The sequence below is a fragment of the Streptomyces sp. ME19-01-6 genome (genome assembly GCF_033793745.1).
Classification (GTDB): domain Bacteria; phylum Actinomycetota; class Actinomycetes; order Streptomycetales; family Streptomycetaceae; genus Streptomyces.
The window spans coordinates 16,144-40,336 of the sequence record NZ_JARAXF010000028.1 but is presented as its reverse complement, the minus strand read 5'-3'; the positions used below and the strand labels follow the sequence as shown (position 1 = coordinate 40,336).

Annotated in this window: 26 protein-coding genes; 13 read left to right on the top strand and 13 right to left on the bottom strand. The window is 69.4% G+C overall.

Annotated features, from left to right (window positions below; all coding sequences use genetic code 11):
• Positions 1 to 46: 46 nt before the first annotated feature.
• The 3 genes from PV419_RS39940 (at position 47) to moaA (ending at position 3,154) form a co-directional block, all read left to right on the top strand.
• The gene (locus tag PV419_RS39940; protein WP_319697436.1) at positions 47 to 403 is read left to right on the top strand and encodes a DUF485 domain-containing protein; all 357 of its coding nucleotides are present in this window, start codon (positions 47 to 49) and stop codon (positions 401 to 403) included.
• Complete coding sequence (locus PV419_RS39935; protein WP_319697434.1) at positions 400 to 1,998, top strand: cation acetate symporter; 1,599 nt, start codon at positions 400 to 402, stop codon at positions 1,996 to 1,998. Before PV419_RS39940 ends, PV419_RS39935 begins: the two co-directional genes overlap by 4 nt.
• A gap of 166 nt (positions 1,999 to 2,164) precedes the next feature.
• A complete protein-coding gene (moaA, locus tag PV419_RS39930; RefSeq protein ID WP_319697433.1) occupies positions 2,165 to 3,154 on the top strand; it encodes a GTP 3',8-cyclase MoaA in 990 nt (329 codons plus the stop codon).
• A gap of 5 nt (positions 3,155 to 3,159) precedes the next feature.
• Here the strand turns inward: moaA and PV419_RS39925 are convergent, their stop codons facing one another.
• Together PV419_RS39925 and PV419_RS39920 are read right to left on the bottom strand one after the other, a co-directional pair.
• Positions 3,160 to 3,387, bottom strand: a complete 228-nt coding sequence (locus PV419_RS39925) for a hypothetical protein (protein ID WP_319697431.1) — start codon at positions 3,385 to 3,387, stop codon at positions 3,160 to 3,162.
• 193 nt (positions 3,388 to 3,580) lie between these two features.
• Positions 3,581 to 3,970, bottom strand: a complete 390-nt coding sequence (locus PV419_RS39920; protein WP_319697544.1) for a DUF3099 domain-containing protein — start codon at positions 3,968 to 3,970, stop codon at positions 3,581 to 3,583.
• Positions 3,971 to 4,160: 190 nt separating this feature from the next.
• Between PV419_RS39920 and PV419_RS39915 the strand changes: the two genes are divergently transcribed.
• Positions 4,161 to 4,442 carry a GlsB/YeaQ/YmgE family stress response membrane protein gene (locus tag PV419_RS39915; protein ID WP_319697429.1) on the top strand — a complete coding sequence of 94 codons (282 nt, stop codon included), beginning with the start codon at positions 4,161 to 4,163 and terminating at the stop codon, positions 4,440 to 4,442.
• 160 nt (positions 4,443 to 4,602) lie between these two features.
• Here the strand turns inward: PV419_RS39915 and tyrS are convergent, their stop codons facing one another.
• The 7 genes from tyrS to PV419_RS39880 all read right to left on the bottom strand — a co-directional run bounded on the left by tyrS (position 4,603) and on the right by PV419_RS39880 (position 14,881).
• Entirely contained in the window at positions 4,603 to 6,021 is a 1,419-nt protein-coding gene (gene tyrS, locus PV419_RS39910; RefSeq protein WP_319697427.1) for a tyrosine--tRNA ligase, read from the bottom strand.
• A 77-nt stretch (positions 6,022 to 6,098) separates the two neighbouring features.
• Positions 6,099 to 7,508 (bottom strand): metallopeptidase TldD-related protein, encoded by a 1,410-nt coding sequence (locus PV419_RS39905; protein WP_319697425.1) that lies wholly within the window; start codon positions 7,506 to 7,508, stop codon positions 6,099 to 6,101.
• On the bottom strand, positions 7,505 to 9,031 hold the full coding sequence (locus PV419_RS39900; protein ID WP_319697423.1) for a TldD/PmbA family protein: 1,527 nt from the start codon (positions 9,029 to 9,031) through the stop codon (positions 7,505 to 7,507). The genes PV419_RS39905 and PV419_RS39900 overlap by 4 nt, the downstream gene beginning before the upstream one ends.
• A 157-nt stretch (positions 9,032 to 9,188) precedes the next feature.
• A complete protein-coding gene (locus PV419_RS39895; protein ID WP_319697422.1) occupies positions 9,189 to 9,449 on the bottom strand; it encodes a hypothetical protein in 261 nt (86 codons plus the stop codon).
• A 2-nt stretch (positions 9,450 to 9,451) separates the two neighbouring features.
• Complete coding sequence (locus PV419_RS39890; RefSeq protein WP_319697420.1) at positions 9,452 to 13,948, bottom strand: DUF6531 domain-containing protein; 4,497 nt, start codon at positions 13,946 to 13,948, stop codon at positions 9,452 to 9,454.
• Positions 13,945 to 14,496, bottom strand: coding sequence for a hypothetical protein (locus tag PV419_RS39885; RefSeq protein ID WP_319697418.1), 552 nt, complete (start codon positions 14,494 to 14,496; stop codon positions 13,945 to 13,947). The genes PV419_RS39890 and PV419_RS39885 overlap by 4 nt, the downstream gene beginning before the upstream one ends.
• Positions 14,497 to 14,566: 70 nt before the next feature.
• A complete protein-coding gene (locus tag PV419_RS39880; protein WP_319697417.1) occupies positions 14,567 to 14,881 on the bottom strand; it encodes a hypothetical protein in 315 nt (104 codons plus the stop codon).
• Positions 14,882 to 15,047: 166 nt separating this feature from the next.
• Between PV419_RS39880 and PV419_RS39875 the strand changes: the two genes are divergently transcribed.
• Positions 15,048 to 15,572 (top strand): GNAT family protein, encoded by a 525-nt coding sequence (locus tag PV419_RS39875; protein WP_319697416.1) that lies wholly within the window; start codon positions 15,048 to 15,050, stop codon positions 15,570 to 15,572.
• Between the two features lie 14 nt (positions 15,573 to 15,586).
• Here PV419_RS39875 and PV419_RS39870 read toward each other — a convergent pair whose 3' ends face one another.
• Both PV419_RS39870 and PV419_RS39865 read right to left on the bottom strand, forming a co-directional pair.
• Complete coding sequence (locus tag PV419_RS39870) at positions 15,587 to 15,805, bottom strand: DUF397 domain-containing protein (protein ID WP_319697414.1); 219 nt, start codon at positions 15,803 to 15,805, stop codon at positions 15,587 to 15,589.
• Positions 15,802 to 16,632 carry a helix-turn-helix transcriptional regulator gene (locus tag PV419_RS39865; protein ID WP_319697413.1) on the bottom strand — a complete coding sequence of 277 codons (831 nt, stop codon included), beginning with the start codon at positions 16,630 to 16,632 and terminating at the stop codon, positions 15,802 to 15,804. The genes PV419_RS39870 and PV419_RS39865 overlap by 4 nt, the downstream gene beginning before the upstream one ends.
• Positions 16,633 to 16,783: 151 nt before the next feature.
• On the opposite strand from PV419_RS39865, the gene PV419_RS39860 reads away from it, so the two are divergent.
• From PV419_RS39860 to PV419_RS39845, 4 genes are all read left to right on the top strand, one after another.
• Positions 16,784 to 17,245 (top strand): ATP-binding protein, encoded by a 462-nt coding sequence (locus tag PV419_RS39860; protein ID WP_319697411.1) that lies wholly within the window; start codon positions 16,784 to 16,786, stop codon positions 17,243 to 17,245.
• A gap of 186 nt (positions 17,246 to 17,431) precedes the next feature.
• Entirely contained in the window at positions 17,432 to 18,136 is a 705-nt protein-coding gene (fabG, locus tag PV419_RS39855; protein ID WP_319697409.1) for a 3-oxoacyl-[acyl-carrier-protein] reductase, read from the top strand.
• 5 nt (positions 18,137 to 18,141) lie between these two features.
• A complete protein-coding gene (gene fabI, locus PV419_RS39850) occupies positions 18,142 to 18,912 on the top strand; it encodes an enoyl-ACP reductase FabI (RefSeq protein ID WP_319697407.1) in 771 nt (256 codons plus the stop codon).
• 194 nt (positions 18,913 to 19,106) lie between these two features.
• Positions 19,107 to 19,430 (top strand): hypothetical protein, encoded by a 324-nt coding sequence (locus PV419_RS39845; RefSeq protein ID WP_319697405.1) that lies wholly within the window; start codon positions 19,107 to 19,109, stop codon positions 19,428 to 19,430.
• A gap of 23 nt (positions 19,431 to 19,453) precedes the next feature.
• On the opposite strand, the gene PV419_RS39840 is transcribed toward PV419_RS39845, so the two are convergent.
• Entirely contained in the window at positions 19,454 to 20,152 is a 699-nt protein-coding gene (locus tag PV419_RS39840; protein ID WP_319697403.1) for a FadR/GntR family transcriptional regulator, read from the bottom strand.
• Between the two features lie 115 nt (positions 20,153 to 20,267).
• Here PV419_RS39840 and PV419_RS39835 point away from each other — a divergent pair, with 115 nt between their 5' ends.
• The 4 genes from PV419_RS39835 (at position 20,268) to PV419_RS39820 (ending at position 22,808) form a co-directional block, all read left to right on the top strand.
• Positions 20,268 to 21,584 carry an MFS transporter gene (locus PV419_RS39835; RefSeq protein ID WP_319697402.1) on the top strand — a complete coding sequence of 439 codons (1,317 nt, stop codon included), beginning with the start codon at positions 20,268 to 20,270 and terminating at the stop codon, positions 21,582 to 21,584.
• 80 nt (positions 21,585 to 21,664) lie between these two features.
• A complete protein-coding gene (locus PV419_RS39830) occupies positions 21,665 to 21,781 on the top strand; it encodes an SGM_5486 family transporter-associated protein (RefSeq protein WP_319697400.1) in 117 nt (38 codons plus the stop codon).
• A 192-nt stretch (positions 21,782 to 21,973) separates the two neighbouring features.
• Positions 21,974 to 22,183: a hypothetical protein gene (locus PV419_RS39825; protein WP_319697398.1), complete on the top strand. Its 210-nt coding sequence runs from the start codon at positions 21,974 to 21,976 to the stop codon at positions 22,181 to 22,183.
• A gap of 106 nt (positions 22,184 to 22,289) precedes the next feature.
• A complete protein-coding gene (locus PV419_RS39820) occupies positions 22,290 to 22,808 on the top strand; it encodes a histidine phosphatase family protein (RefSeq protein WP_319697396.1) in 519 nt (172 codons plus the stop codon).
• A 75-nt stretch (positions 22,809 to 22,883) separates the two neighbouring features.
• Here the strand turns inward: PV419_RS39820 and serB are convergent, their stop codons facing one another.
• Positions 22,884 to 24,131: a phosphoserine phosphatase SerB gene (gene serB, locus PV419_RS39815; RefSeq protein ID WP_319697395.1), complete on the bottom strand. Its 1,248-nt coding sequence runs from the start codon at positions 24,129 to 24,131 to the stop codon at positions 22,884 to 22,886.
• Positions 24,132 to 24,193: the final 62 nt, after the last annotated feature.

Genomic DNA, 24,193 nt, shown 5'->3' with positions numbered 1-24,193 from the left:
CGCCGAACAGACGTACCGTCAAGAACGCCATTCACCGGGAGAGACCGTGGACACCGCGCCGGCCAGCGATCGCCCTGGCGATCAGCGACAGCAAGAACATCCCCCGTACGCCGAGGTGCAAGCGAGTGAGGAGTTCGGCGAACTGCGCCGCGCCCACCGCTCGTTCGCCTTTCCGCTCACCATCGCGTTCGTCAGCTGGTACCTGTTGTACGTCCTGCTGTCCAACTACGCGGGCGGCTTCATGGACACCAAGCTGGTCGGCAACATCAACGTCGCCCTGGTGTTCGGCCTCGCCCAGTTCCTGACCACCTTCCTCATCGCCTGGTGGTACTCCCGGCACGCCGCGGCCAAGCTCGACCCCCGGTCCGCCGCGATCAAGTCCAGTTTGGAAGGCGACGCATGAGTATCCATCAGCTCGCAGTCGACAGCGCGTCGGACAACCGGCCGCTGATCATCACGCTCTTCTCAATCTTCGTCCTCGCGACCCTCGGCATCACCGTATGGGCCGGCCGCCAGACCAAGGACGCCACCGACTTCTACGCCGGCGGCCGCTCCTTCAGCGGCTTCCAGAACGGCCTGGCCATCTCCGGCGACTACATGTCCGCCGCGTCCTTCCTCGGCATCGCCGGTGCCATCGCGCTCGCCGGTTACGACGGGTTCCTGTACTCGATCGGCTTCCTCGTCGCCTGGCTGGTCGCCCTGCTGCTGGTCGCCGAGCCGCTGCGCAACACCGGCCGGTACACGATGGGCGACGTGCTCGCCTACCGGATGCGCCAGCGCCCGGTCCGCACCGCCGCGGGCGTCTCCACCATCGTCGTCTCGATCTTCTACCTGCTGGCCCAGATGGCGGGCGCGGGCCTGCTGGTCTCCCTGCTGCTGGGCATCACCAACGAGGCCGGGAAGATCCTCATCGTCGTCCTCGTCGGCGTCGTGATGATCCTTTACGTGTCCATCGGCGGTATGAAGGGCACCACCTGGGTCCAGATGGTCAAGGCCGTGATGCTGATCGCGGGCGCCCTGCTGATGACCTTCCTGGTGCTGCTCAAGTTCGACTTCAACGTGTCCGAACTGCTGGGCGAGGCGGCGAAGAACAGCAAGATGGGCCACGCGTTCCTGGAGCCGGGCCTGAAGTACGGGGTGAGCGGCACCACCAAGCTCGACTTCATCTCGCTCGGCATCGCCCTGGTGCTCGGCACCGCGGGCCTGCCGCACATCCTCATCCGCTTCTACACCGTCCCCACGGCCAAGGCCGCCCGCACCTCGGTGAACTGGGCGATCGGCATCATCGGCGCGTTCTACCTGATGACCATCGCCCTGGGCTTCGGCGCCGCCGCACTGCTGGACAAGACCGACATCAAGAATTCGAACAAGGCCGGCAACACCGCCGCACCCCTGCTCGCCGAGGAACTCGGCGGCCCGGTGCTGCTCGCCGTGATCTCCGCGGTGGCGTTCGCGACGATCCTCGCCGTCGTCGCCGGGCTCACCCTCGCCTCCTCGTCCTCCTTCGCCCACGACCTGTACGCCAACGTCATCCGCAAGGGTCAGGCGACACAAAAGGAGGAGGTCAGGGCCGCGCGCTGGGCGACCGTCGGGATCGGCGCCGTCGCGGTCGTGCTCGGGGTCTTCGCCCGGGACCTCAACGTCGCCGGGCTCGTCGCACTGGCCTTCGCGGTCGCCGCGTCCGCCAACCTCCCGACGATCCTCTACAGCCTGTTCTGGAAGCGGTTCACCACCCAGGGCGCGCTGTGGTCCATCTACGGCGGGCTGGTCTCCTCGGTCGTCCTGGTGCTCTTCTCGCCGGTCGTCTCCGGCAAGGACACCTCCATGTTCAAGAACGCCGACTTCTACTGGTTCCCGCTGGAGAACCCCGGCCTGATCTCCATCCCGCTGGGCTTCCTGCTCGGCTGGGTGGGATCCCTGCTGTCCAAGGAGGAGCCGGACAAGGCCAAGTACGCAGAGCTGGAGGTGCGCTCGCTCACCGGCTACGGCGCGCACTGACACCCCGCCCCCAAAGAAGCACCGCCGGCCCCGCCACGGACCTGCTCGACGGCCCGGTGAGATTCGCGAAACCTCGAATGTCACAGGCGTCGCGTACGCTACGGGAGGATTGACCGTAGCGTGAAGAAATGCGCGACATCGAGCACCAGTCCGTGGAGGGGCCGCCATGCTGATCGACACCTATGGTCGTATCGCCACTGACCTGCGCGTCTCCCTCACCGACCGCTGTAATCTGCGCTGCACCTACTGCATGCCGGAAGAGGGCCTGCAGTGGCTCGCCAAGCCCGATCTCCTCACCGATGACGAGATCGTCCGGCTGATCCGGATAGCCGTCACCGACCTCGGGGTCACCGAAGTCCGCTTCACCGGCGGCGAGCCGCTGCTGCGCCCCGGGCTCGTCGGCATCGTCGAGCGCTGCGCCGCCCTCGACCCCCGCCCCCAGATGTCGCTCACCACCAACGGCATCGGCCTCGAGCGCACCGCCGCCGCCCTGCGCGCCGCGGGCCTGGACCGGGTCAATGTCTCGCTGGACACCCTGCGCCCCGAGGTCTTCCAGACCATGACCCGGCGCAAGCGCCACGCCGATGTGCTGCGCGGCCTGGAGGCCGCCGGGGCCGCCGGGCTCGCCCCGGTGAAGGTCAATGCCGTGCTGATGCCCGGGCTCAACGACGACGAGGCCCCCGACCTGCTCGCCTGGGCCCTCGCGCACCAGTACGAGCTGCGCTTCATCGAGCAGATGCCGCTGGACGCCCAGCACGGCTGGAAGCGCGACGGCATGATCACCGCCGGGGACATCCTGACCAGCCTGCGCACCCGCTTCACCCTCACCCCGGAAGGTGACGAGGAGCGCGGCTCCGCGCCCGCCGAGCGCTGGCTGGTCGACGGCGGCCCGGCCCGCGTCGGGGTCATCGCCTCCGTCACCCGCCCCTTCTGCCGCGCCTGCGACCGCACCCGGCTCACCGCCGACGGACAGGTGCGCACCTGCCTGTTCGCCCGCGAGGAGTCCGATCTGCGCGGGGCGCTGCGCTCCGGCGCGCCGGACGAGGAGATCGCCCGGCTGTGGCGGCTGGCGATGTGGGGAAAGAAGGCCGGCTCCGGTCTGGACGACCCCTCGTTCCTCCAGCCCGACCGCCCGATGTCAGCGATCGGCGGCTGACGACGTCAGCGGTCGGCGGCCGACGACCACTCCTCCAGGGTCACCACGTCCTTCAGGAAGCCGCGCACTCCGAGGAAGTCGGACAGATACCCGCGGTGCTCCTCGCACGCCAGCCAGGTCTTGCGCCGCTCGGGCGTGTGGATCTTCGGGTTGTTCCAGGCCAGCACCCACACGGCAGGGGCACGGCAGTCCTTCGCGGAGCAGATGACGGCGTCGGTCTCGGGAGTGTTCACACCGCAGACTCTACGGAAGCCGTGCTGGACATGGCGACGCCGGGCAGCCACGGGGGGAGCCGCCCGGCGTCGGTCCATCGCTCCGACGGGGGATGCGGAGCGCGTACGAAGTATGTCACGAGGGATGGGGCCGAGTGCACCGGAACCGCGCTATTGATCTGAGGTTTTCTTGAGCTTACGGAATCGGCCCAGGTCAGCTGTGTTCGGCGCGTCCATCTTCGGAGGGCGTTGTGGTGTCTTCCACGTCGGGTTCCGCCCTGGTCGATCCGGAACCCCCCTTCTCCTGACCGGAGATGAGCATCGGACGGTGCGGCACGGGAATGAAGGTGGAGGGGAGCGAGGGGGCGTTCTCCCGGCCCGCGTTGGCTATCACCACGGCGATGTACGGCAGCACCGCACCCAGCACCAGGGCCACTATGGCCACATGCCGCTCCACGTTCCACAGCACCGCGGCCAGGATGACGGACACGGTCCGGATCGACATCGAGATGACATAGCGCCGCTGCCGGCCACGCACATCGTCGGCCAGCCCCTGCCGGGCCCCGGTGATCCGGAAGACCTCGGTTTCGCTGTGCTTCCGCATCACGTTCCACCACCCGATCGCCACGCCGGAACTCCCCGCTTCCGGACGTACCCCACGTTACGCCCGAACTCCAGGGGGTACACGAGCGGGGCACCCTCGCGGGTGGGGCGTCGCTACGCCGTACCGCGTACGGCGGACTACGGCATGCGCCGCACTACCATCACCCGCAATCTGGCTGGAGGAGGCGTTCATGAACTGGCTGTGGGCCATCGTCGTGGGCCTGGTGCTCGGTGTGCTGGCCAGGGCCATCCTGCCGGGCAGGCAACTCATCCCGCTCTGGCTGACGACGATCTTCGGCATCCTCGGCGCCATCGTGGGCAACCTGGTGGCGGGCTGGGTGGGGATCCGGCACACCTCGGGGGTCGACTGGGGACGGCATCTGCTCCAGCTGGCCGGAGCGGTGCTCATCGTCGCGGTGGGCACGCGGCTGTACGCCGCGATCCGCGGCGGCCGGCGGAGAGAGCGGGCCTGAGCCTGCCGGCATGGCGTTGGCCCGGTGGCGGCATGGCACCGGCCTGCCGGGACCGCGCCATGCCGGACGGACGGCTGCCGGACAGACGGCGGGGGCCGGCGCGCTTGGTGGACGCGCACCGACCCCCGCTCAGCCCTGCTGATCGGCCGCTCCCGGCCGCTCACAGCCCCCGCAGCCGGGCGATCTTCCGTCCCGCCTTGAGGTAGACGCTCCCCGAGTCGGCGGTGAGCCCGGCGCCCGCCAAGGTCTCCGCCGCCACCTCGGCCAGCGGCCGCACCGCCTGCGCCTCGGTGAGCACCGCGGACTCCTGCCCGCCGTCGGTCTCGACGACCAGGCGCAGACCGTTCTGCTTGGCGACCCTGCGGGCCGCCGAGGCGCTCGGCTGGAACTGGAGCACCTTGCTCAGCACGGTCGCGATCGACTCGGCGCCATGCTCCGCCGCGTCGACCTCCGGCAGCGTCTCGACGTCCGTGAACGACTTCTTCGAGAACTGCGCCACGAACCCGGCGCGCGCCGCCATGGCCGCCGCCACGCCGTACAGCGCCGTCACCACCTCGCCCGCCAGCACCTTCTTCAGGTCCATCGGGTGCAGCGACCGGTCCTCCAGCCGCTCCTTGACGAGGTCGATCTCGCTGTCGGTCCACTCCGTCCAGGCCCGCAGGTACGGCGCCATCAGCCGGTCCGGGATCGACATGATCTTGCCGAAGACATCCTCGGCGGTCGCGGACAGCGGGATGTAGTTGCCCTTGGACTTGGACATCTTGGCGCCGGTGCCGTCCGTGCCCTCGATCAGCGGCATGGTGACGACCAGTTGCGGCCGCTGCCCGCGCAGCTCCATCAGCTTGCGGCCCATCTGCAGATTCAGCAGCTGGTCCGCGCCGCCCAGTTCGATATCGCATTCCAGCGCGACCGAGTCGAGCCCCTGGGCGATCGGGTAGAGCAGCTCCGACATGGTCAGGCCGGAGCCCTCGGCCAGCCGGTTGCGGAAGTCGTCGCGCTGCAGCAGCTGGGAGGCCGGCACCTGGGCGAGCAGCCCCAGCAGCTCGGGGAAGGTGTACGGCGCCAGCCACTCGCTGTTCTGCCGGAAGCTGACCTTCTCGAAGTCGAAGAAGGGCCGGACCTGCTCCCGGTAGCCCGCCAGGTTCCGGGCGATGTCCTCGTCGGTGAGTGGCGGCCGCTCGGCCGTACGCCCGGTGGGGTCGCCGATCTTGGCGGTGAAGTCACCGATGAGCAGGGTGACGTCGTGCCCCATCCGCTGGAAGCGGCTGAGGACGGCCATCGGCACGGCGTGGCCGAGGTGCACATCGGCGGCCGTCGGGTCGATGCCCAGCTTGAGGTGCAGACCCCGGCCCGCGGTCCGGCGCTCCTCGATCCGCTCGGCCAGCTGGTCCACGCCCGGCAGGACCTCGACCGCACGCGCCGCGATCAGCTCGGCCTGCTCCTTCGCCGACAGGTCCGTCAGGTCCAGATAGCGCCGGGAGCCCGTCTCCCCGAGCAGCTCCTCCACGGTCTTGTCGGAGGAGAGGTCTGCGGTGAGCAGTGCGCTGGCGCGGGCGACGGATTCGCCGAGGCGTGTCATGGCGTTCCTGGTAGTAGTCGGGAATCGATGGATGGATGGGCGTGGACCAGTCTATTCGGCCCGTTCGTACGGCCGGTTCACACGCCCTTGCTGACGGAGCTCATATTGAAGTCCGGGACCCGCAGCGCGGGCATCGCGGCGCGGGTGAACCAGTCACCCCACTCGCGCGGCAGCGTCCGCTCGGTGCGGCCCGCCTCGGTCGCCCGGGACAGCAGGCTCACCGGCGATTCGTTGAACCTGAAGTTGTTCACCTCGCCGACGACCTCACCGCCCTCCACGAGATAGACCCCGTCCCGGGTCAGCCCGGTGAGCAGCAACGTGGCCGGGTCGACTTCGCGGATGTACCACAGGCAGGTGAGCAGCAGGCAGCGCCCGCCGTGGCCCGTGGCCTCCACCATCTCCTCCAGCGAGCGCGGACCGCCCCCGTCCAGGATCAGATTGTCGATCCCGGGGGCCACCGGCAGATCCGTCAGACCCGCCGTGTGGCGCGTGGTGATCAGCTGGTTCAGCACGCCGTCCCGGATCCAGTCGGTGGCGGTCAGTGGCAGTCCGTTGTCGAACACCGACGCGTCGTCCCCGGAGGAGTGCGCGATCACAAACGGCGCCGCCTCCAGATCGGGCGCCGCCGGGTCGCTGCGCAGCGTCAGCGGCAACTCGGTCAGCTTCTCGCCGACCCGCGTGCCGCCGCCCGGCTTGGAGAAGACCGTACGGCCCTCCGCCGCGTCCCGCGCCGCCGAGGACCAGAACTGGTAGATCAGCAGGTCGGCGACCGCCGTCGGGGGCAGCAGTGTCTCGTACCGCCCGGCCGGGAGGTCGACCTTGCGCTGCGCCCACACCAGCCGCCGGGCCAGCTCGGCGTCGATCGCGGCCGGGTCCACGTCCGTGAAGTCGCGCGTCGCCTGACCGGCCCAGGCCGAGCGGGTGCGGTCCGGGGACTTGGCGTTGATCTCCAGTGTGCCGGTCGGCTGGTCGTGGCGCAGCCGCAGCCCCGTGGAGGTGCCCAGGTAGCTCGTGACGACCTCGTGGTTGGCGAACCCGTACAACTCCCGCCCGCCCGCCCGCGCCTGCGCGAACGACTCGCCGAGGGCCGGTGCGAAGGCCGTGAACACCTCGGAGGAGGTCTCGTCGGGCACGTCGGTGAATCCCGCTGAGGCAGCCGGCCCGCCGTCCCCCTCCACCAGCGGCTGGGCGTCCTCGGCCGGCCCGGCCTCCCGGGCGGCGGCCTCGGCGGCCCGCACCAGCGGCTCCAGGTCCTCGGCGGTGACGGCCGACCGGGACACCACGCCCGAGGCGGCCCCCTGGCCGCCGTCGACCGTGGCCACGACCGTGAGCGTGCGGCCCCGGGTCACGCCGTTGGTCGTCAGGGCATTGCCCGCCCAGCGCAGATTGGCGGTGGAGCGCTCATTGGCGATCACCACGCAGCCGTCCGCCCGGGACAGCTCCAGGGCCCGCTCGACGACCTCGTGAGGCTTGTTGACGCCGCTCATGCACCCGCCTCCTGCGTGGTGTTCAAAATATTGACATCCCGGAACAAGGCGGACGGGCAGCCGTGCGAGACGGCGGCGACCTGGCCCGGCTGGGCCTTGCCGCAGTTGAAGGCGCCGCCCAGGACATACGTCTGCGGGCCGCCGACCGCGGCCATCGAGCCCCAGAAATCGGTGGTCGTGGCCTGGTAGGCGAAGTCCCGCACCTGCCCCGCCAGCCGCCCGTTCTCGATCCGGAACGCCCGCTGGGCGGTGAACTGGAAGTTGTAGCGCTGCATGTCGATGGACCACGAACGGTCGCCCATCAGATACAGCCCCCGCTCCACGCCGCCGATCAGCTCCTCGGTCGAGGGCCCGTCCGGCGCGGGCTGCAGCGATACGTTCGCCATCCGCTGGACCGGCACATGACCGGGGGAGTCGGCGAAAGCACACCCATTGGACCGCTCGAAGCCGGTCAGCCTGGCGATCCTGCGATCCAGCTGATACCCGACCAGCGTCCCGTCGCGGACCAGATCCCAGGACTGCGCGGCCACCCCCTCGTCGTCGTAGCCGATGGTGGCCAGCCCGTGCTCGGCGGTCCGGTCGCCGGTGACGTTCATGATCTCGGAGCCGTACTTGAGCTTGCCCAGCTGGTCGAAGGTGGCGAACGAGGTGCCCGCGTACGCCGCCTCGTAGCCGAGCGCGCGGTCCAGCTCGGTCGCGTGCCCGATCGACTCATGAATCGTCAGCCACAGATTCGACGGGTCGATCACCAGGTCATACGCCCCCGCCTCGACCGACGGCGCCCGCATCTTCTCCGCCAGCAGCTCCGGGATCTCCGCCAGCTCCGCGTCCCAGTCCCAGCCGCCCGCCCCGGTCAGATACTCCCAGCCGCGCCCCACCGGCGGGGCGAGCGTACGCATCGAGTCGAACTCTCCGCTGTCCGGGTCCACCGCGACCGCCGTGAGCTGCGGATGCACCCGCACGCGCTGCTGGGTCGTCGTGGTCCCCGCGGTGTCCGCGTAGAACTTGTTCTCCTGCACGGTCAGCAGCGACGCGTCCGCGTGCGCGACCCCGTTCGCCGCCAGCAGCCGCTCGCTCCACTCCGTGAGCAGCCCCGTCTTGTCCGCGTCCGGCACATCGAAAGGATTGATGTCGTAACGGGACACCCAGGTCCGATCCGTGTGCACCGGCTCGTCCGCCAGCTCCACCCGCTCCTCGGACCCCGAGGCCTGGATCACCTTCCCCGACAACTTCGCCATCGCCACCGCCTGCGCGGCCACCCGCGCCGCGGCATCCATGGTCAGGTCCACCCCTGAAGCGAACCCCCAGGTCCCGCCGTGCACCACCCGCACCGCGTACCCCAGATCGGTGGTATCCGAAGACCCCGCGGGCTTCCCGTCCCGCAACCGCCAAGCGGCGCTCCTCACCCGCTCAAAGCGGAAGTCGGCATGATCGGCCCCCAGCGCACGGGCGCGCGCGAGGGCCGCGTCCGCGAGTGCGCGCAGCGGCAGCGCGAGGAAGGACGGATCGATCTCATGCGGCACGGGCGACTCCCCTTCGTCGGTGTGTGACCGGTCGATATGTGTCCGTCCGCAGTGAACCATGCCGGTAGGGCGGGGGTCTGGTTATTTCCGGTTTGTGCCCAAGGCTCTGCCATGATGCGGCTGGCGGGCCTCGGCGCGTTAGTGCGCATGAGATGAATTAGTGAAGATTATTATCTTGTCCATCGCTGAGGGAGGCTTGAATTCCTTGCCAATTTTCGTGTTGGTCTCGCCATGAAGCACTCTGATAGAGAGCTGTTTTCGCTTCTGGCAGCGACAGCCCGAGAACCCGGGAAGCTACATAGATCGTCTCGATCGGGGATTTTCCAAGGTCGTGCAACTTTCGAAATACTTCTTCCTGTTCAGTCATTCCATCTTCGGTGAACTTTGACGCGAGCGCGTCCAGGAGCGATCGATCCATACTCATTCTCCTCCCAAAATTTTATCGACATCCAAGGTCATGGAGCTAGGGCGCTTAAATATTGATCCATCCGGCTTCGGGATGTGGCGCTCATAATCGAGCACAACGGTACTGTATCCATCGGCTCGCGCTTGTGTTGCCAGTTCGTATTTCATCTGCCTCAGCGCATCAGGACCGACTGGCGCTCGACTGAGTCCCTCTGTGCCCTTGGGGAATACCATGAAACCTTCCAGATGCAAAGTGTCGCCGGCTGCACGCACCGTCGCCATGGTCTCAATTGTCTGGCCAGACACGTCGAATGAGTCGTCCCAGATGTCACCATCGACAAATCGAGGGCTTGGTTTGCAGCCCTCCAGTCCGAGTTGATCAATCCAGGTGAGAGGGTTGGTGACGTAGACGTGGGGGTTGTCAGCTGGGGCAAGGCCAAGTGGGTCGGGAGTGAGATAGCGAGCCGTCTCTGGGTCGTAGTAGCGAAAACAGTTGTAGTTGAGGCCCGTTTCCAGGTCCGCGTATTGGCCGGAAAAGCGGAGGGGGCAGTCGGGCGTGCCGGGTGGGGTGGGGAGGGGGGTGCCCCAGAGGGTGGTGCGGTGTTGCCAGGCGAGGGTGCCGTCGGGGGTGACGAGTTCGGTGGGGGTGCCGACGAGGTCGGTGATGATGGCGTGGAAGCGGGCGTCGTACTCCGACTGGGGGGTGCTGTCGGGCAGGTGGGGGATTGAGGCTGTCTTCTCCGCCCCGTCACGCGATGCGTGGTGCTCGGTCTGGGTTATGGGGCGGTGGGTTCCCGGGGCGTAGTCCCAGGTTGTTACCACCCCGTCCATTGCCGTTTGTTCGGCCAGGCGGGTGCCGTCCCAGGTGAAGTGGATCTGGTCGGCGACCGTGCCGTCCTCCGCCAGCCGCTGCTTGGCGGTGCGGCGACCCAACGGGTCGTAGGTGTAGTGCCAGCGTTCGCCCCCGGGGGTGGTGGCGTCAGTGAGGCGGTCTTCCGCGTTCCAGTCGTAGGTCCAGGTGCGGGTCTGGCCGTTGAGGAGTTTGCGGGTGCGGCGGACGAGGCGGCCCTGCGCGTCGTGTTCGTAGGTGGTGCGGCCGGCGCGGTGGATGATCGTGCCGGTGAACTGGCGGTCGCCGGGCGCCTCGTGGTCGGGGGCGATGGCGTGGGTGAGGTTGCCCGCGCTGTCGTAGGCGTACGTTTCGCTCCAGCCGTGGGCGTGGACCGCCCTGACGCGGCCGACCGGGTCGAGGTCGAAGCGGCGGGTGCCGGACGTCAGTTCGCGGATCTCGGTGAGGTGGTCGTCCGGGCGGTAGGCGTACTCCCGGTGCTGGAGCAGCGCGGACGTGTTGCCGTGGGTGAGCGCCTGGGTCGTCAGGCGGTCCAGCGCGTCCCATGCCTGGGTCAGGCTCACGTCGTCCCCGAGCGTGCGCGAGGTCTCGCGGCCCGCCGCGTCGTAGCCGAAGTGCAGCGCGTTGTCCGCCGTGGTGAGTGTTGTGGGACGGCCCGTCGCGTCGTACGTCCATTCCGAGCGCAGGCCACTCGGCGTGATGCGTTCGGTGCGGTTGCCCGCCTGATCGTAGGTGTAGGCCGTGGTCCTGTCGTTGACCGTCTCGGTCAGGATTCCGCCCCGCGCGTCATACGTGCGGCGCAGCTGCGTGTCCGGGTTCGCCGCCTGGGTCAGGCGGCCCGCGGCGTCATACGCGAATGTCGTCTCCGTGCCATCCGCCGTGCGCGACGCGATCGGGCGGCCCAACGCGTCCCGCGTGTAGGTGAGGGTTTCGCTCGCGCCGTTCTCCCGGGATATCAGGCGGCCCGCCGCGTCGTGCTCGTACCTCAGCGTGCGGCCGTTGAAGTCCGTCTCGGCCGAGACCCGGCCTGCCCCGTCATAGGTGTACGTCCACGTCCGGCCTTGGGGGTTGGTGACAGCGGTGAGGCGCAGTTCCGTGTCGTACGTGAAGGCGTACGTCGCCCCATCCGGGCCTGTTCGGGTCGCGGGGAGATCGAAATGGGTGTGGGTATGTCGCGTGGTGTTACCAGCCGGATCGGTGTGTTCGACGAGGTTGCCCTCGGCGTCCCAGGTCCATGTCTCGCGGGAGCCATCCGGACGAGTGCGCCAGGCGGGCCTGCCTTCGATCGTCCAACCTTGGCCGGTGGTGTGGCCGAGGGGGTCGGTTATGCGGGTGATGTGGCCGTGGGGGCCCCGACGGAGGGCGGTCGTGTTACCCAGGGCGTCGATGACCTGGACCGGCAGGCCCGCCTCGTTGCACACCACGTGAGTGGTGTGGCCCAAGGGGTCGATGACCGAAGACAAGTGGCCCGACTCGTCGTAGGCGTAGTGAGTCGTGGCGCCCGTGGGATCCGTGGCCCTGATGCGGTTGCCCCGGTCGTCGTATGTGTGGCGCCACACGGCTCCGTTGGGTTCGCGGACCTCCAGCAACTGACCGTGCCCGTTGTACGTGGCCGTGACCGCTGTGCCGTCCGGGCGGTCGAGGCGTACGAGGTTGCCGGAATCGTCGTACGCATAGCGCGTGGTGTTGCCCAGGGAATCAGTGGTGGCGAGGGGGTGGCGGTTGGCGTCGTCCCACTGCGTACGGGTGGTGTTCCCGAGAGGGTCGGTCTCCGCGACGACCTTGTACGCCTCGTTGTAGACGTAGGTGGTGGTGTTGCCCTGCGAGTCGGTGTAGCGGGTGGTGCGGGCCTCGGTGTCGTAGTGGAGGCGGCCCGAGAGGATGCCGTCCGGGCCGATCCCGCGCAGCACCCGGCCCCGGTGGTCGTAGACGTAGGCGTACGTCGTGCCGTTGCGGTCCGTCCAGGACGTGACGCGGTGCCGGTCGTCGTACTGGTACCGCAGCGGCAGACCAGTGGAGTTGATGATCTCGGTCAGGTTCCCGGCCTCGTCGTAGCCGTAGGAGATCAGTGTGGTGCTGTGCTCGTGGTCCTCGCCGTGCAGGAGGCGCAAGGAGGTGATCCGCAGCAGGGTGGGGTCGGTGTCGATGGCGATGCGGTAGCCGCCGGAGTGGACGACCTCCTGCGGTGCGCCCTGCTCGTCGTACGTGATGTCGATGCGGTCGCCGTCGCCGTCGCCGGTCCGGTCGGTGATCGCCTTCAGGGCCAGCTCGCGGCCGCCTGCCGGGAGTGGCACGAAGTGGAGGGTGCGGTTGTGTTCCGGGGCGGTGATGGTGAAGGTGCTGTCGGGCTTGCCGTCCCAGCACAGTGGCCAGCGCGGCCCGGAGGTGGGCAGCGTCGGGACGTCGGGCTCGGGCACCGGGTAGGTGAGGAGCATGCCGTCGTCGGTGATGTAGACGACGCCGGCGTCGTCGATCTCCAGACGCTGGTCGAGGGTGCCGGCCCAGGTGCGGCCGAACCAGCCCCCGCACGGATGCCCCGAGACATAGTGCCGCTCCAGCACCAGCGGCAGGGCTCCGGGCAGGCTGACGTCGGTGGCGGACATGACCATCTCGCCGGTCGCCACGTCGATCGGCTCACCAGTGGTGCACTTCTCCCCACCGGGGGTGCAGTTCCGCTTGGGGTCGCTGTCGGTCCGCTTGCGGGCGCTGCCGTCCCGGCGCAGCCCGCGCTCGCGGTTGAGCAGGCGTTGTGCGGCGTTCTTGGCCGCGGCTCCGCCGCGGCGTACCGCGCCGGAGCCGCCGGTGGCCAGGGCGAGGAGGAGTTCGGGGGTGAGCTGGCCGGCGGCGCGGGCGGGGTTGCGCTGCCACTCGTCCCAGTTGGTGACCGCCTTGGCGAACTCCTTGGGATGGTCGACCGCGTAGGCGATGCCGTCCTGGATGCCGGCCAGGTGGAGGCCGAGCCCCTGGGGCCCGTCCTTGACCAGGTCGTCGAAACCCTCGTACCAGCCGTACAGGGTGTCGCCTGTGCCACCGACGAAGTCCCCGAGCCCCTTCTTGACCTTGTTCCAGCCCTTCGGAGCCGGGGGCTTGTCGGGGGCCTTCTCCGCCGCCTTGACGAGCTTTTTCTTCGCCGCGTCGATGACGGGCTGCAGCTCGCTCTCCAGCTTGTCCAGCCGGCGGTAGCAGGCATCCAGTGCCGCGATCCCCGGATCGTCCTCCGGCGGACGCTCCGGCAGCGGATCATCCTTGCGGTCCTGGGCGTCGTAGTAGTCGTTGACGTCCTTCCAGTACTTCTTGGAGGCCGCCCGTGCCGCGTCCGCGTCCTCGATGATCGGCTTGACCCGCTTCTGCACCGAACGCAGCTTGTCCGCGTACGAGTCCAGAGCGTTCGCAGCAGCCTGGAAGTAGATCTGTGCGGACTCCAGTTCCAGGGGAAGCTTCGTCGTCGCGTTCTGGAATCCCTCCGAGCCGGCCCCGGTCCAGTCCATCAGCGACAGGTCAACGAGCTGGTCCTGGCCGTCCTTGAACGCGCCCGCGTAGGCGCGGAGTTTAATGACCAGGTCATCGACGTCGGACGGATTGCCGTAGATCACCTCGGAGGGTTCCGCGCCCGGAGGTATGCGCTCGGCGGAACCGTCCCCCGCCGAATCACCCTGGGTCATGCGATCGTCCCCTTCGAACCGCCGTCGTCCTCCCAGCCGCCGTCGTAGCGCATGCCGGGATGGGTCGGCACGTCATAGTTCCCGCCGACTCCGTAGTCATCGAGCCAGGGCTCCTGGTAGATCTGCGGCGGCGGATCGAACTTCGGCCGAGACCCCTCCTGCCACGCCTTCAAGCCGCGTTCGCCGAACGGCAGCTTGGCGATGTTGTCCTCCGTCGGCGCGAAGTCCTTGATACGCAGCAGATCCGCCAGCACATAGGCGGCGATGACCTGCCGGAGCGTGGCCACGACCGTGTCCGTGTGCTCCGCCACCCGCCCCATACCGAACCCCCACGACGAGAGCATCTTCTCCGCCGCGTCATAGACGTCGAAGTCGGCCGAATTCCCAATGTGATCGGCCAGCGTCTTCCAATCGCCCTTGATCTTGCGCGCCGCGACGACCGACTCCTCCAGCGGCTTCAACACCGCGCGCACCGAAGCGATCTCAATCTTGTAGCCATCACCCGGCTTCGGCCCATCCGAAGATGTTCCCCCACTGTGGTCTGTCATTCCGCACCTCCTGCGGCCGCGTCCCTGAATGTTTCCGCATCCAGCAGGAACGGGCGCTCACCCAGCGGGTCTACCAACGCCCGTACGCCCTCGGGCAACAGCCCCACCAGATCCTCGGCGCCGTCGTGGAAGCCCAACCGCACGCTCCCACGAAGCGCGCAAGCCCCTCGATCGAGGTGAAGACCGGTACGAGCGGGCCGGCCTCCGCCGTCTCCGAGACCAGAAACCCCGGGGTCTCCGGGCGCTGGAAGTACAGCCGCGCCCCGCGCAGCGCCGCCCACTTCTCCCGCTCCGACATCCCCGTGGCGGTCTCCTGGCGTACCAGGTCGGCCAGGCTCGCTTTGCCGCCTTCACCAGGCGGTCTGGTGTTCCCACCCTCGAACATGAGGGCCATCTTTACGCAGGTGACCGACACCTTGAGTGACTGATACTCGCCTCTTCGCAACCGCGTCGCGTACGCCGGGTAATGGGTTGAGCGCGGAACGAGCCCGTGTTACCACTGGCGGGTTCGCGCACGGGGATCACGAAGGCTTTGAAAGGCGGGCCCTGGCATGGTGCTTGGAGAGCTGGTCCGGCTACGGCCCATGGAGCCGGAGGACGCAAAGGCGCTGTGGCGGTGGAACCACGACCCCGAGGTCATGCGCTGGATGAGCGATGGGTACGCCCAGCCGCTGTCCCAGGTGAGAAAGCGGTTGGAGGAACGGCCGCGCAATGCCTACGGCGAGGTGCTCTACGGAGTCGAAGTCCTCGCTGACGCGAAGCTCATCGGCTTGGTCCGACTGCGCGATGCCGAACCGGAGACGGGCAGGGCCGAGCTCGACATCTACATCGGTGAGAAGGAGTACTGGGGGCGCGGCTACGCCACCGACGCGATGCGGACGACATGCCGCTACGGCTTCGACAAGATGCGGCTACACAAGATCACGCTGACCGTCGTCACCGAGAACCTTGCCGCTCATCGCGTCTACCAGAAGATCGGCTTCGTCGACGAAGGCAGGCTGCGTCAGGAGTTCCGACGCGATGGCCAGTGGTACGACATGTTCACGATGGGGCTGCTGGAAGGCGAGCTGCGCTGACGCGCCGTCGGCCCCTACGCGTTGAACTCCCCGACGCGGAGGGTGCCGATGAACGCGTGCCACTCGCGTATGTGGAAAGCGAGCTGCGGTCCCTGCGCGTGCTTCGAGTCCCGTACGTGGATGGCGGTCGGGCCCGAGGCCACCTCGACGCACATGCCGCCCTCATTGTCGCTGTAGCTGCTCTTGAACCATGAGAGGTCAGGTGCGTCGCTGTCAGCCTGCTTGTTGTTCACGTTTCTCCCCGCAGCTTGTCGATGAAGTCCAACGAGTCCTGTGGCGTGAGGGCTTGGGCGCGAATGATCCCGTATCGCTGCTCAAGCTCTCGGACCGCTTTGCGATCGGTTACCAGGGTGCCCCGTCCTTGCACTTCTGAGTAGGCCACAAGCTGTCGCCCCCTGGGCTCAAGGAGCGCGAACGGGCCGCCAAGACCGGCATGATCCTTCCGGCTGGTCGGCATCACCTGGAGCTCGACATTCCGCATCTGGCCGATGGACAGTAGGTGCTCCAGCTCGCCTCGGAGGACTTCCTCTCCGCCGAGCGGGCGACGCAGCACAGTCTCCTCCACGACGAAGCTCATGACGGGCGAAGGGCGATGCGAAAGGAGCTCCTGCCGGGCCAGCCGCGCTGCTACTCGTTGCTCGATGATCTCCTCGTCCAGCGCCGGGCGACGCATGCGGTAGATGGCGCGGGCGTAGTCCTCTGTCTGCAACAAGCCGTTGATGACCTGGCTGTCGTACGCGTGGAACTCCGTCGCCTGCGCCTCCAGCCTCGCCGCTCCGCGAAAGAACGCCGGAAGCCGCGCCTTCGACACCTCCTCCTTCGCGGCCCGCAGCACCCCGAACGCATCCAGCACGTCATCCGCCGCGTCCAGGAACTCCGGCTGTGGCACCCGCCGCCCCTGCTCCACAGAGGACACCAGCTCCTCGCTGTACCCGATCGACTCGCCCAGCTGCGGCTGTGTGAGCCCCGCCCGCTCGCGGAAGAGCTTCACCTGCTTGCCCAGGAACTTGAGGAAGTCCGCCCCGTACTCGCCCTGCTCCGGCCGCTCCGTATCTGCCATGTCCCGCCACCTCCCGTGCGCAAGAACGTCATGCCTCCCCGCCCGCGTCACGGCATCACTCCCGTACGCGCACTTTCCGTGCCCGTACAGCGACCCTGGGTACTCGCGGGGTGTCTGGTCAGACTATGCACGCTTCGCCACGCTCGGTGACGTGAATGGCGAAAATCCCCCTGGTAATACGCTCGGCACGTTCGAGATGTTCTTCACTTCCTCCCGGCACGGCGCACGGCTCGCCCGGCGGCTCGTGGTCCGCCGGTTGGAGGAATGGGGCATTCCGCGGGACAGCGATGCCTCGTACGGCATCGCCCTGCTCGCGGGTGAGCTCACGGCGAACGCCGTGAACCACGGGCATGTGCCCGGCCGGAACTTCCATCTCCGACTCACCGTCCAGCCCGGGCCCGGAGCGCATCGGAGCCCGGTCACCGCCCGTATCGAGGTGTCCGACGCCCGGGGCGAGCGGCGTCCTGAGCTCCGCGATCACGCCACTGCGGCCGTGGCCCACCAGCAGGAGCACGGGCGCGGGCTGGTGCTCGTGGACGCGCTCGCGTCCAAATGGGGGGTGACGGATCGCACCATCGGCAAGACGGTGTGGTGCGAGTACGCCGTGGAATGACAGGCGAACGCGGGAGCCGTCCGTCGTGAGGCTTCCGGAGACTTCTGTAGGAAGTCGACAGTGACCGAGTGGCGCCCCTGTGCGTGCTCGATTCCCCGCACCGGGCCTTTGCCCGATAGTTTGCGTACACAAGGGTCGCCACACATAGTGACGCCCGGCACGACATCCAACAGAGAGGGTGGTCCCTTGAGCCGCTCGGTTCTCGTCACCGGAGGAAACCGCGGTATCGGCCTCGCCGTGGCCCGTGCCTTCGCCGACGCAGGCGACAAGGTCGCCATCACCTACCGGTCCGGTGAGCCGCCGGCCGGCTTTCTCGCGGTCAAGTGCGACATCACCGAGCCCGAGCAGGTCGAGCAGGCGTACAAGGAGATCGAGGAGAAGCACGGCCCGGTCGAGGTGCTGGTGGCCAACGCCGGCGTTACCCGCGACCAGCTGCTGATGCGGATGACGGAGGAGGACTTCGCCACCGTCATCGACACGAACCTCACCGGTACGTTCCGTGTCGTCAAGCGCGCCAACCGCGGAATGCTGCGCGCCCGCAAGGGCCGTATCGTCCTGATCTCGTCCGTGGTCGGTCTGCTGGGCTCCGCGGGCCAGGCGAACTACGCCGCGTCCAAGGCCGGTCTGGTGGGCTTCGCCCGCTCCGTCGCCCGTGAGCTCGGTTCGCGCAACATCACGGTCAACGTGGTCGCGCCCGGTTTCGTCGACACCGACATGACCCGCGCGCTCGACGAGAAGCAGCGGGAGAACATCGTCAAGCAGGTGCCGCTCGCGCGCTATGCGCAGCCCGAGGAGATCGCCGCCTCGGTCCGCTTCCTGGCCTCCGACGAGGCCGCGTACATCACTGGAGCCGTCATCCCTGTCGACGGCGGATTGGGCATGGGTCACTGAACGTCATGAGTGGAATTCTCGCCGGTAAGCGCATCCTGGTCACGGGCGTCATCACCGAGGCGTCGATCGCCTTCCACGCCGCCAAGCTCGCCCAGGACGAGGGCGCCGAGGTCATCCTCACCGGCTTCGGCCGGGTCTCCCTCGTCGAGCGGATCGCCAAGCGGCTGCCCAAGCCCGCGCCGGTCATCGAACTGGACGTGCAGAACCAGGAGCAGCTGGACGGCCTGGCCGACAAGGTCCGCGAGCACCTGGGCGAGGGTGTCGACCTGGACGGCGTGGTGCACTCCATCGCCTTCGGCCCGCAGGGCGCGTTCAACTTCCTGGAGGGCTCCTGGGAGGACGTGTCCACCGCCGTGCATGTCTCGGCGTACTCGCTCAAGGCGCTGACCATGGCCTGCCTGCCGGTCATGCCGCGGGGCGGCTCGATCGTCGGTCTGACCTTCGACGCCCAGTTCGCCTGGCCGAAGTACGACTGGATGGGTGTGGCCAAGGCGGCGCTGGAGTCCACCAACCGCTACCTCGCCCGCGACCTGGGTGAGAAGAACATCCGCTGCAACCTGGTCTCCGCGGGCCCCATCAAGTCCATGGCCGCGAAGTCCATCCCGGGCTTCGAGGACCTGGCGGACGTGTGGAACCACCGCGCGCCCATCGGCTGGGACCTGAGCGACCCGGAGCCGGCCGGCCGTGGCGTCGTCGCCCTGCTGTCGGACTGGTTCCCGCGCACCACGGGGGAGATCGTGCACGTCGACGGCGGGGTGCACATGATGGGCGCCTGAGTCCTCTGCCTTCTGATCCGGCCCGCCGCCCCGGCCCGCGCTCCGCGGGGCCGGGGCGGCGGCCTTATCGCCCGTTCGGCCCAGTGCGCCGAGCGCATCGGGCGTCGTCACGCGCACTGTGGAGTATCGGGTGCGGCGGCCCGGGCGCTGCGGCGGTTCAGCGCGGTCCAGAGCGCGGTCGAGGAGGTCCTGCCATGCGTACGTCCCGCCTCGTCGCGGCCGCAGTACTGGTCGGGGCCGTGGTCGGCTTTGTCGCCGTCGCCTCGAACTCGGCCGCTCAGGAGCGCCCCCGGCCGCGCGAGGCGGCGTGCAGCACCTGGGTGCGCGGCTCGCACGCCACGGCCAGCTGCTTCAACCCCAACCCGGACACGGACCGGGTCCAGCTGCACGTCGAGTGCGCGCGCTGGTGGGACCCGGACATGGACGGCCGACCCGTCGAGGTCGGCCCGGCCCAGCACGTACGGCTGGCGGACCGCTGCTGGAAGGAGATACGGAAGGCCTGGGTGAGCCACCGCTGAGCGGTGGGCCGGTCAGCCAGTGATCAGCCGGCTGCTCCCGCGCCGCCCTTCCGGTCGGCGTACCGGCAGCTGAAGGGGTGCGTGCTCGCCTCGGCCGCGGCCCGCTCCCCGTGCCCGGCCCGGATCGCCTCCACCAGCCGCGCGTGGTCCACATACGTCTCGGGCCGCAGCCCGCCCTCGACGTCCCCGTGCAGAAACTGCCGCACCACCCCGCCCAGATCGGCGTACAGCTCCTCCAGTACGTCGTTGTGCGAGGCCGCGACCACGGCCATGTGCAGCGTCGCGTCCGCCTCGACGAAGGCCTCGGCGTCCCCGGAGGCCCAGGCCCGCTCCCGCCGGTCCAGCAGCGCGTCGATCTGCTTGAGGTCCTGCTCGGTACGGCGCTCCGCGGCCAGCCAGGCCGCCTTCGTCTCCAGGGCGCTGCGCAACTCGGCGACGTGCAGTGGGTCGGCGTCCGCGAAGCGGCGGTGCATGACCCCCGCCAGCTCACTGGTCGCCAGCACGTAGGTGCCGGAGCCCTGCCGGATGTCCAGCAGGCCGTTGTGCGCGAGCGCGCGCACCGCCTCGCGCACGGTGTTGCGGGCCACCCCCAGCTGCTCGACCAGCTCGGGCTCGGTGGGGATCCGGGACCCCACCGGCCACTCGCCTGAAGTGATCTGGGCGCGCAGCTGGGCGATCACCTGGTCAGCGAGCGCGGAGCGCCGGGGCGAGGTCAGCGGCATGACTCTCCTGTGCCTGGGCCGGGGAAGCGGGTGCTCCCATGATGCCGTCCGGCCGTCACCGGGCGGCTACAAACCACTGGACAGCCATTCATCCCATCATTCTATGATGGCTCGCATGGCCAACCAGGATCTCGCGACGTCCGACACCGCCGCCCCGATACGGCAGCGAAGCGCTCAGGAGCCCGCCGCGGCCCCGTGGCGGTGGCGCTTGCTGGTCCTCGGCCTGGTCCTCGCCGCGGTCAACCTCCGCCCCACCGTCACGAGCCTCGGCCCGCTCCTCGAAGAGGTGCGGGCCGACCTGGGCATGAGCGGCACCGTCGCCGGGCTGCTCACCTCGATGCCCGCGGCCTGCTTCGCCCTCTTCGGCGTCGCCGCGCCCCGGCTGGCCCGCCGCTGGGGGCCGGGCGCCGTCGTCTGCGCCGGGCTCGCCGCCATCACCGCGGGCCTGGCCGTACGCCCTCTGGTGGGCGGGACCGCCGCCTTTCTCGCCGCCAGCGCACTCGCGCTCGCCGGGATCGCCGTGGGCAACGTCCTCATGCCGGTGGTCGTCAAGCGCTGGTTCCCCGACCGGGTGGGGCCGATGACCGGCCTGTACTCGATGGCCATGTCGCTGGGCACGGCCGTCGCGGCCGCCGTCACGGTCCCCGTGACCGACGCCCTGGGCGGCGGCTGGCGGGCCGGGCTCGGGACGTGGGCGGTGCTCGCGGCCGTCGCCGTGCCGCCCTGGCTGGTGCTCGCCCGCGACCGTACGCGTGACCGTACGGGCGGGGGCGCGGCCACGGAGGCGGCTCCTGCCGCTGCCTCTGCTGCCGCCCCCGACGCCCCCGCCGCCTCCTCCGCCGCTCCGGCCCGGACCCGGATCAGCAAGAGCCCCACGGCCTGGGCGCTGGCCGTCTTCTTCGGCCTCCAGGCCACCGGCGCCTACATCACCATGGGCTGGATGCCGCAGGTCTTCCGGGACGCCGGTGTCTCCGCCCCCACCTCCGGGCTGCTGCTCGCGGTCACCATGGTGATGGGCGTGCCGCTGTCCTTCGTCCTGCCGCCGGTGGCGGCCAGGCTGCGCAGCCAGGGCCCGCTGGTGGCGATCCTGGGGGCCTTCGGGCTGAGCGGGTACGCAGGGCTGTGGCTCGCCCCGGCCCAGGGCGCCTGGGTGTGGGCGGTGCTGCTCGGCGTCTCCAACTGCTCCTTCCCGCTCGCCCTGACGATGATCGGTATGCGGGCCAGGAGCGCGGCGGGCGTGGTGCGGCTGTCCGCCTTCGCCCAGAGCACCGGCTATCTGCTGTCCATCCCCGGGCCGCTGCTGGTCGGCGCGCTCTACCAGCACAGCGGCGGCTGGGACCTGCCCATCGTGCTGATGGCCGGGCTGATGCTGCCGCAGATCGCCGCCGGTCTGCTGGCGGGGCGCGACCGCGCCGTCGAGGACGAGATCTGAGCGAGCCCGGCCCCCGGCACGCCCCGCGCGAACCGCGGGGCGGTGGTGGGGCGGCGGCGGGGCGGTGGGACACTGGGGCCATGCCAGTGCTCGACGAAAACCCCCCGGACGGCCAGAAGAAGCTGCTCATCATCCTGGGCGTGATGCTGGGCATCACCGTGATCATCGGCGTGATCGCGGCCATCGCCTCGCCCTGAGGCTCGCCCTGAGGGTGGGGCTGGCCCCACCATCCCTTAGGGGGCCAGGGTCAGGGGCAACTGGGTGGTTCACCGGATGGGACCGGCCCCCGGCGGTCCGTACATTCGAGGTGTGCGAAGGCGGGGGCCGAAGGCGCGGCGCCCGTCGTCGGCCGTTGGTCACCCACCCCTCGCGCCCCGGAGGCGATCCCCATGTCCGCGCGTCCCCACCCCCGGCCCGCCCGCCCCGCGGTCCGTACCATGGACAGCCGGCTGCCGTGGTGGGCCCTCGCGCTCCCGGCTCTGGCCTTCGCCGCCCTGCTGCTGCTCGCGGGCTCCTCCGACGCGCACGCCGCCGGCGACTCCGGGACGCTCTCGCAGCTCTTCGGGCTGGTCCGGGGCGCCCTCACGCATCAGCCGTGACACCTCGCCGCCGTGGTGGCCGCCTGTCCCGTCCTTACTCACCTGAGGACGAGGTCCGCTCCAACACCCTGCGCCGGGCACCCGGTTTCGTGCGAAGCTGGGACACATGAGCGTCGATGTGCCCCGCAGGATCGTCCTTCTCCGACACGCCAAGGCCGACTGGCCCCAGGTATCCGACCATGAACGGCCGCTCGCGGAGCGCGGCCGCAAAGACGCCCCGCTCGCCGGACACTGGCTCGCCGAGGCCGGGATCACCCCCGAACTCACCCTCTGCTCGACCGCCGTCCGCACCCGGGAGACCTGGAAGCTCGTGGTGCACGAGTTGCCGCAGCGGCCGAAGACCGTCTATGAGGAGCGGCTGTACGAGGCCTCGCTGGGCGAGCTGCTCGCCCTGCTCAACGAGACGCCCGACGATGTGAGCGAGCTGCTGCTGGTCGGCCACAACCCCGGGATGCACGCCCTGGCGGACGCGCTCGCGGGCGAGGCCGAGGAGGGCACGCGGGAGCGGATGGCCCGGAGCGGGTTCCCGACCTCCGCCCTCGCGGTGGTGACCTTCAGCGGCTCCTGGAAGTCGGTGGAGCACGGCGTCGGCCGCCTCAGCGACTTCTGGGCGCCCCACGAGTGATCGCGACCGGTCGGGCCCGGACGGCCTTGCCGCCCGGGCCCGGGCCCGTACAGTGACGTACGGTGACGCCTTCGCTCAAGCGTCGACGGTGCCCGCCGCGGTGTCCGCCGCCTCCACCTCTTCGCGGGTGATCCCCAGCAGAAAGAGCACGGTGTCCAGGAACGGCACATTCACCGCGGTGTGCGCGGCCTCCCGCACCACCGGCTTGGCGTTGAAGGCGACACCGAGCCCGGCCGCGTTGAGCATGTCCAGGTCGTTGGCACCGTCCCCGATCGCGACGGTCTGCACCAGCGGCACCCCGGCCTCCGCCGCGAAGCGCCGCAGCAGGCGCGCCTTGCCCGCCCGGTCCACGACCTCCCCGATCACGCGCCCGGTCAGCTTGCCGTCCACCACCTCCAGGGTGTTGGCGGAGGCGAAGTCGAGACCCAGCCGCTCCTTGAGGTCGTCGGTCACCTGAGTGAAGCCGCCGGAGACCACGCCCACCTGGTAGCCGAGACGCTTGAGCGTGCGGATCAGGGTCCGGGCGCCGGGCGTGAGCCGCACCTCCGCGCGCACCTTCTCCACCACGGACTCGTCGATCCCCGCCAGCAGCGCGACCCGCGCGTGCAGTGACTGCTCGAAGTCCAGCTCACCGCGCATCGCCCGGGCCGTGACCTCGGCGACCTCCTCCTCGCACCCCGCGTGCGCCGCGAAGAGCTCGATCACCTCGTCCTGGATCAGGGTGGAGTCCACGTCCATGACCACCAGGCGCTGCGCCCGGCGCTGCAGACCCGACGCCACCACGGCCACGTCCACGCCGATCCCGGCGGCCTCGGTGACCAGCGCGGTGCGCAGCGCGCCCGTCTCGGCGCCGGACACCTCGAACTCCACGGCCGTCACCGGATACTTCGCGAGCCGGAAGATCCGGTCGATGTTGCCGCCGCTGCCGGTGATGCTGGCCGCGATGCGCGCCGTCGACTCGGCGGTCAGTGGATGGCCCAACACGGTGACATGGGACCGGCCCGTGCCACGGGGGCGGTTGTCGCCCCGCCCGGAGATGATCTCGGCCTGCAGCCGCATCGACTCGGCCCAGCTGTGCACGGTCGCCCGCAGATCGCCTTCCGAGGTCCAGCCGCCCGTGGGGGCCGTCACCAGCACGCACAGCACGATGCGGCCTCGGGTGACCACCTGCTCTATGTCGACTATGTTCACGCCGTAGGCGGCGAGGGTGTCGCAGAGGCCGGCGGTGATGCCGGGGCGGTCCTTGCCGAAGATCTTGACGAGAAGGGTGGGGACATCGTCGCCCAGGACGGCGGTGGCAGGAGGGATCTGCGATGTGCTCATGGTCTTCCCACCGTATCCGGCCACGCGGGGCCATCGCGCGGCAGTCCGCGCTACGGACGGCT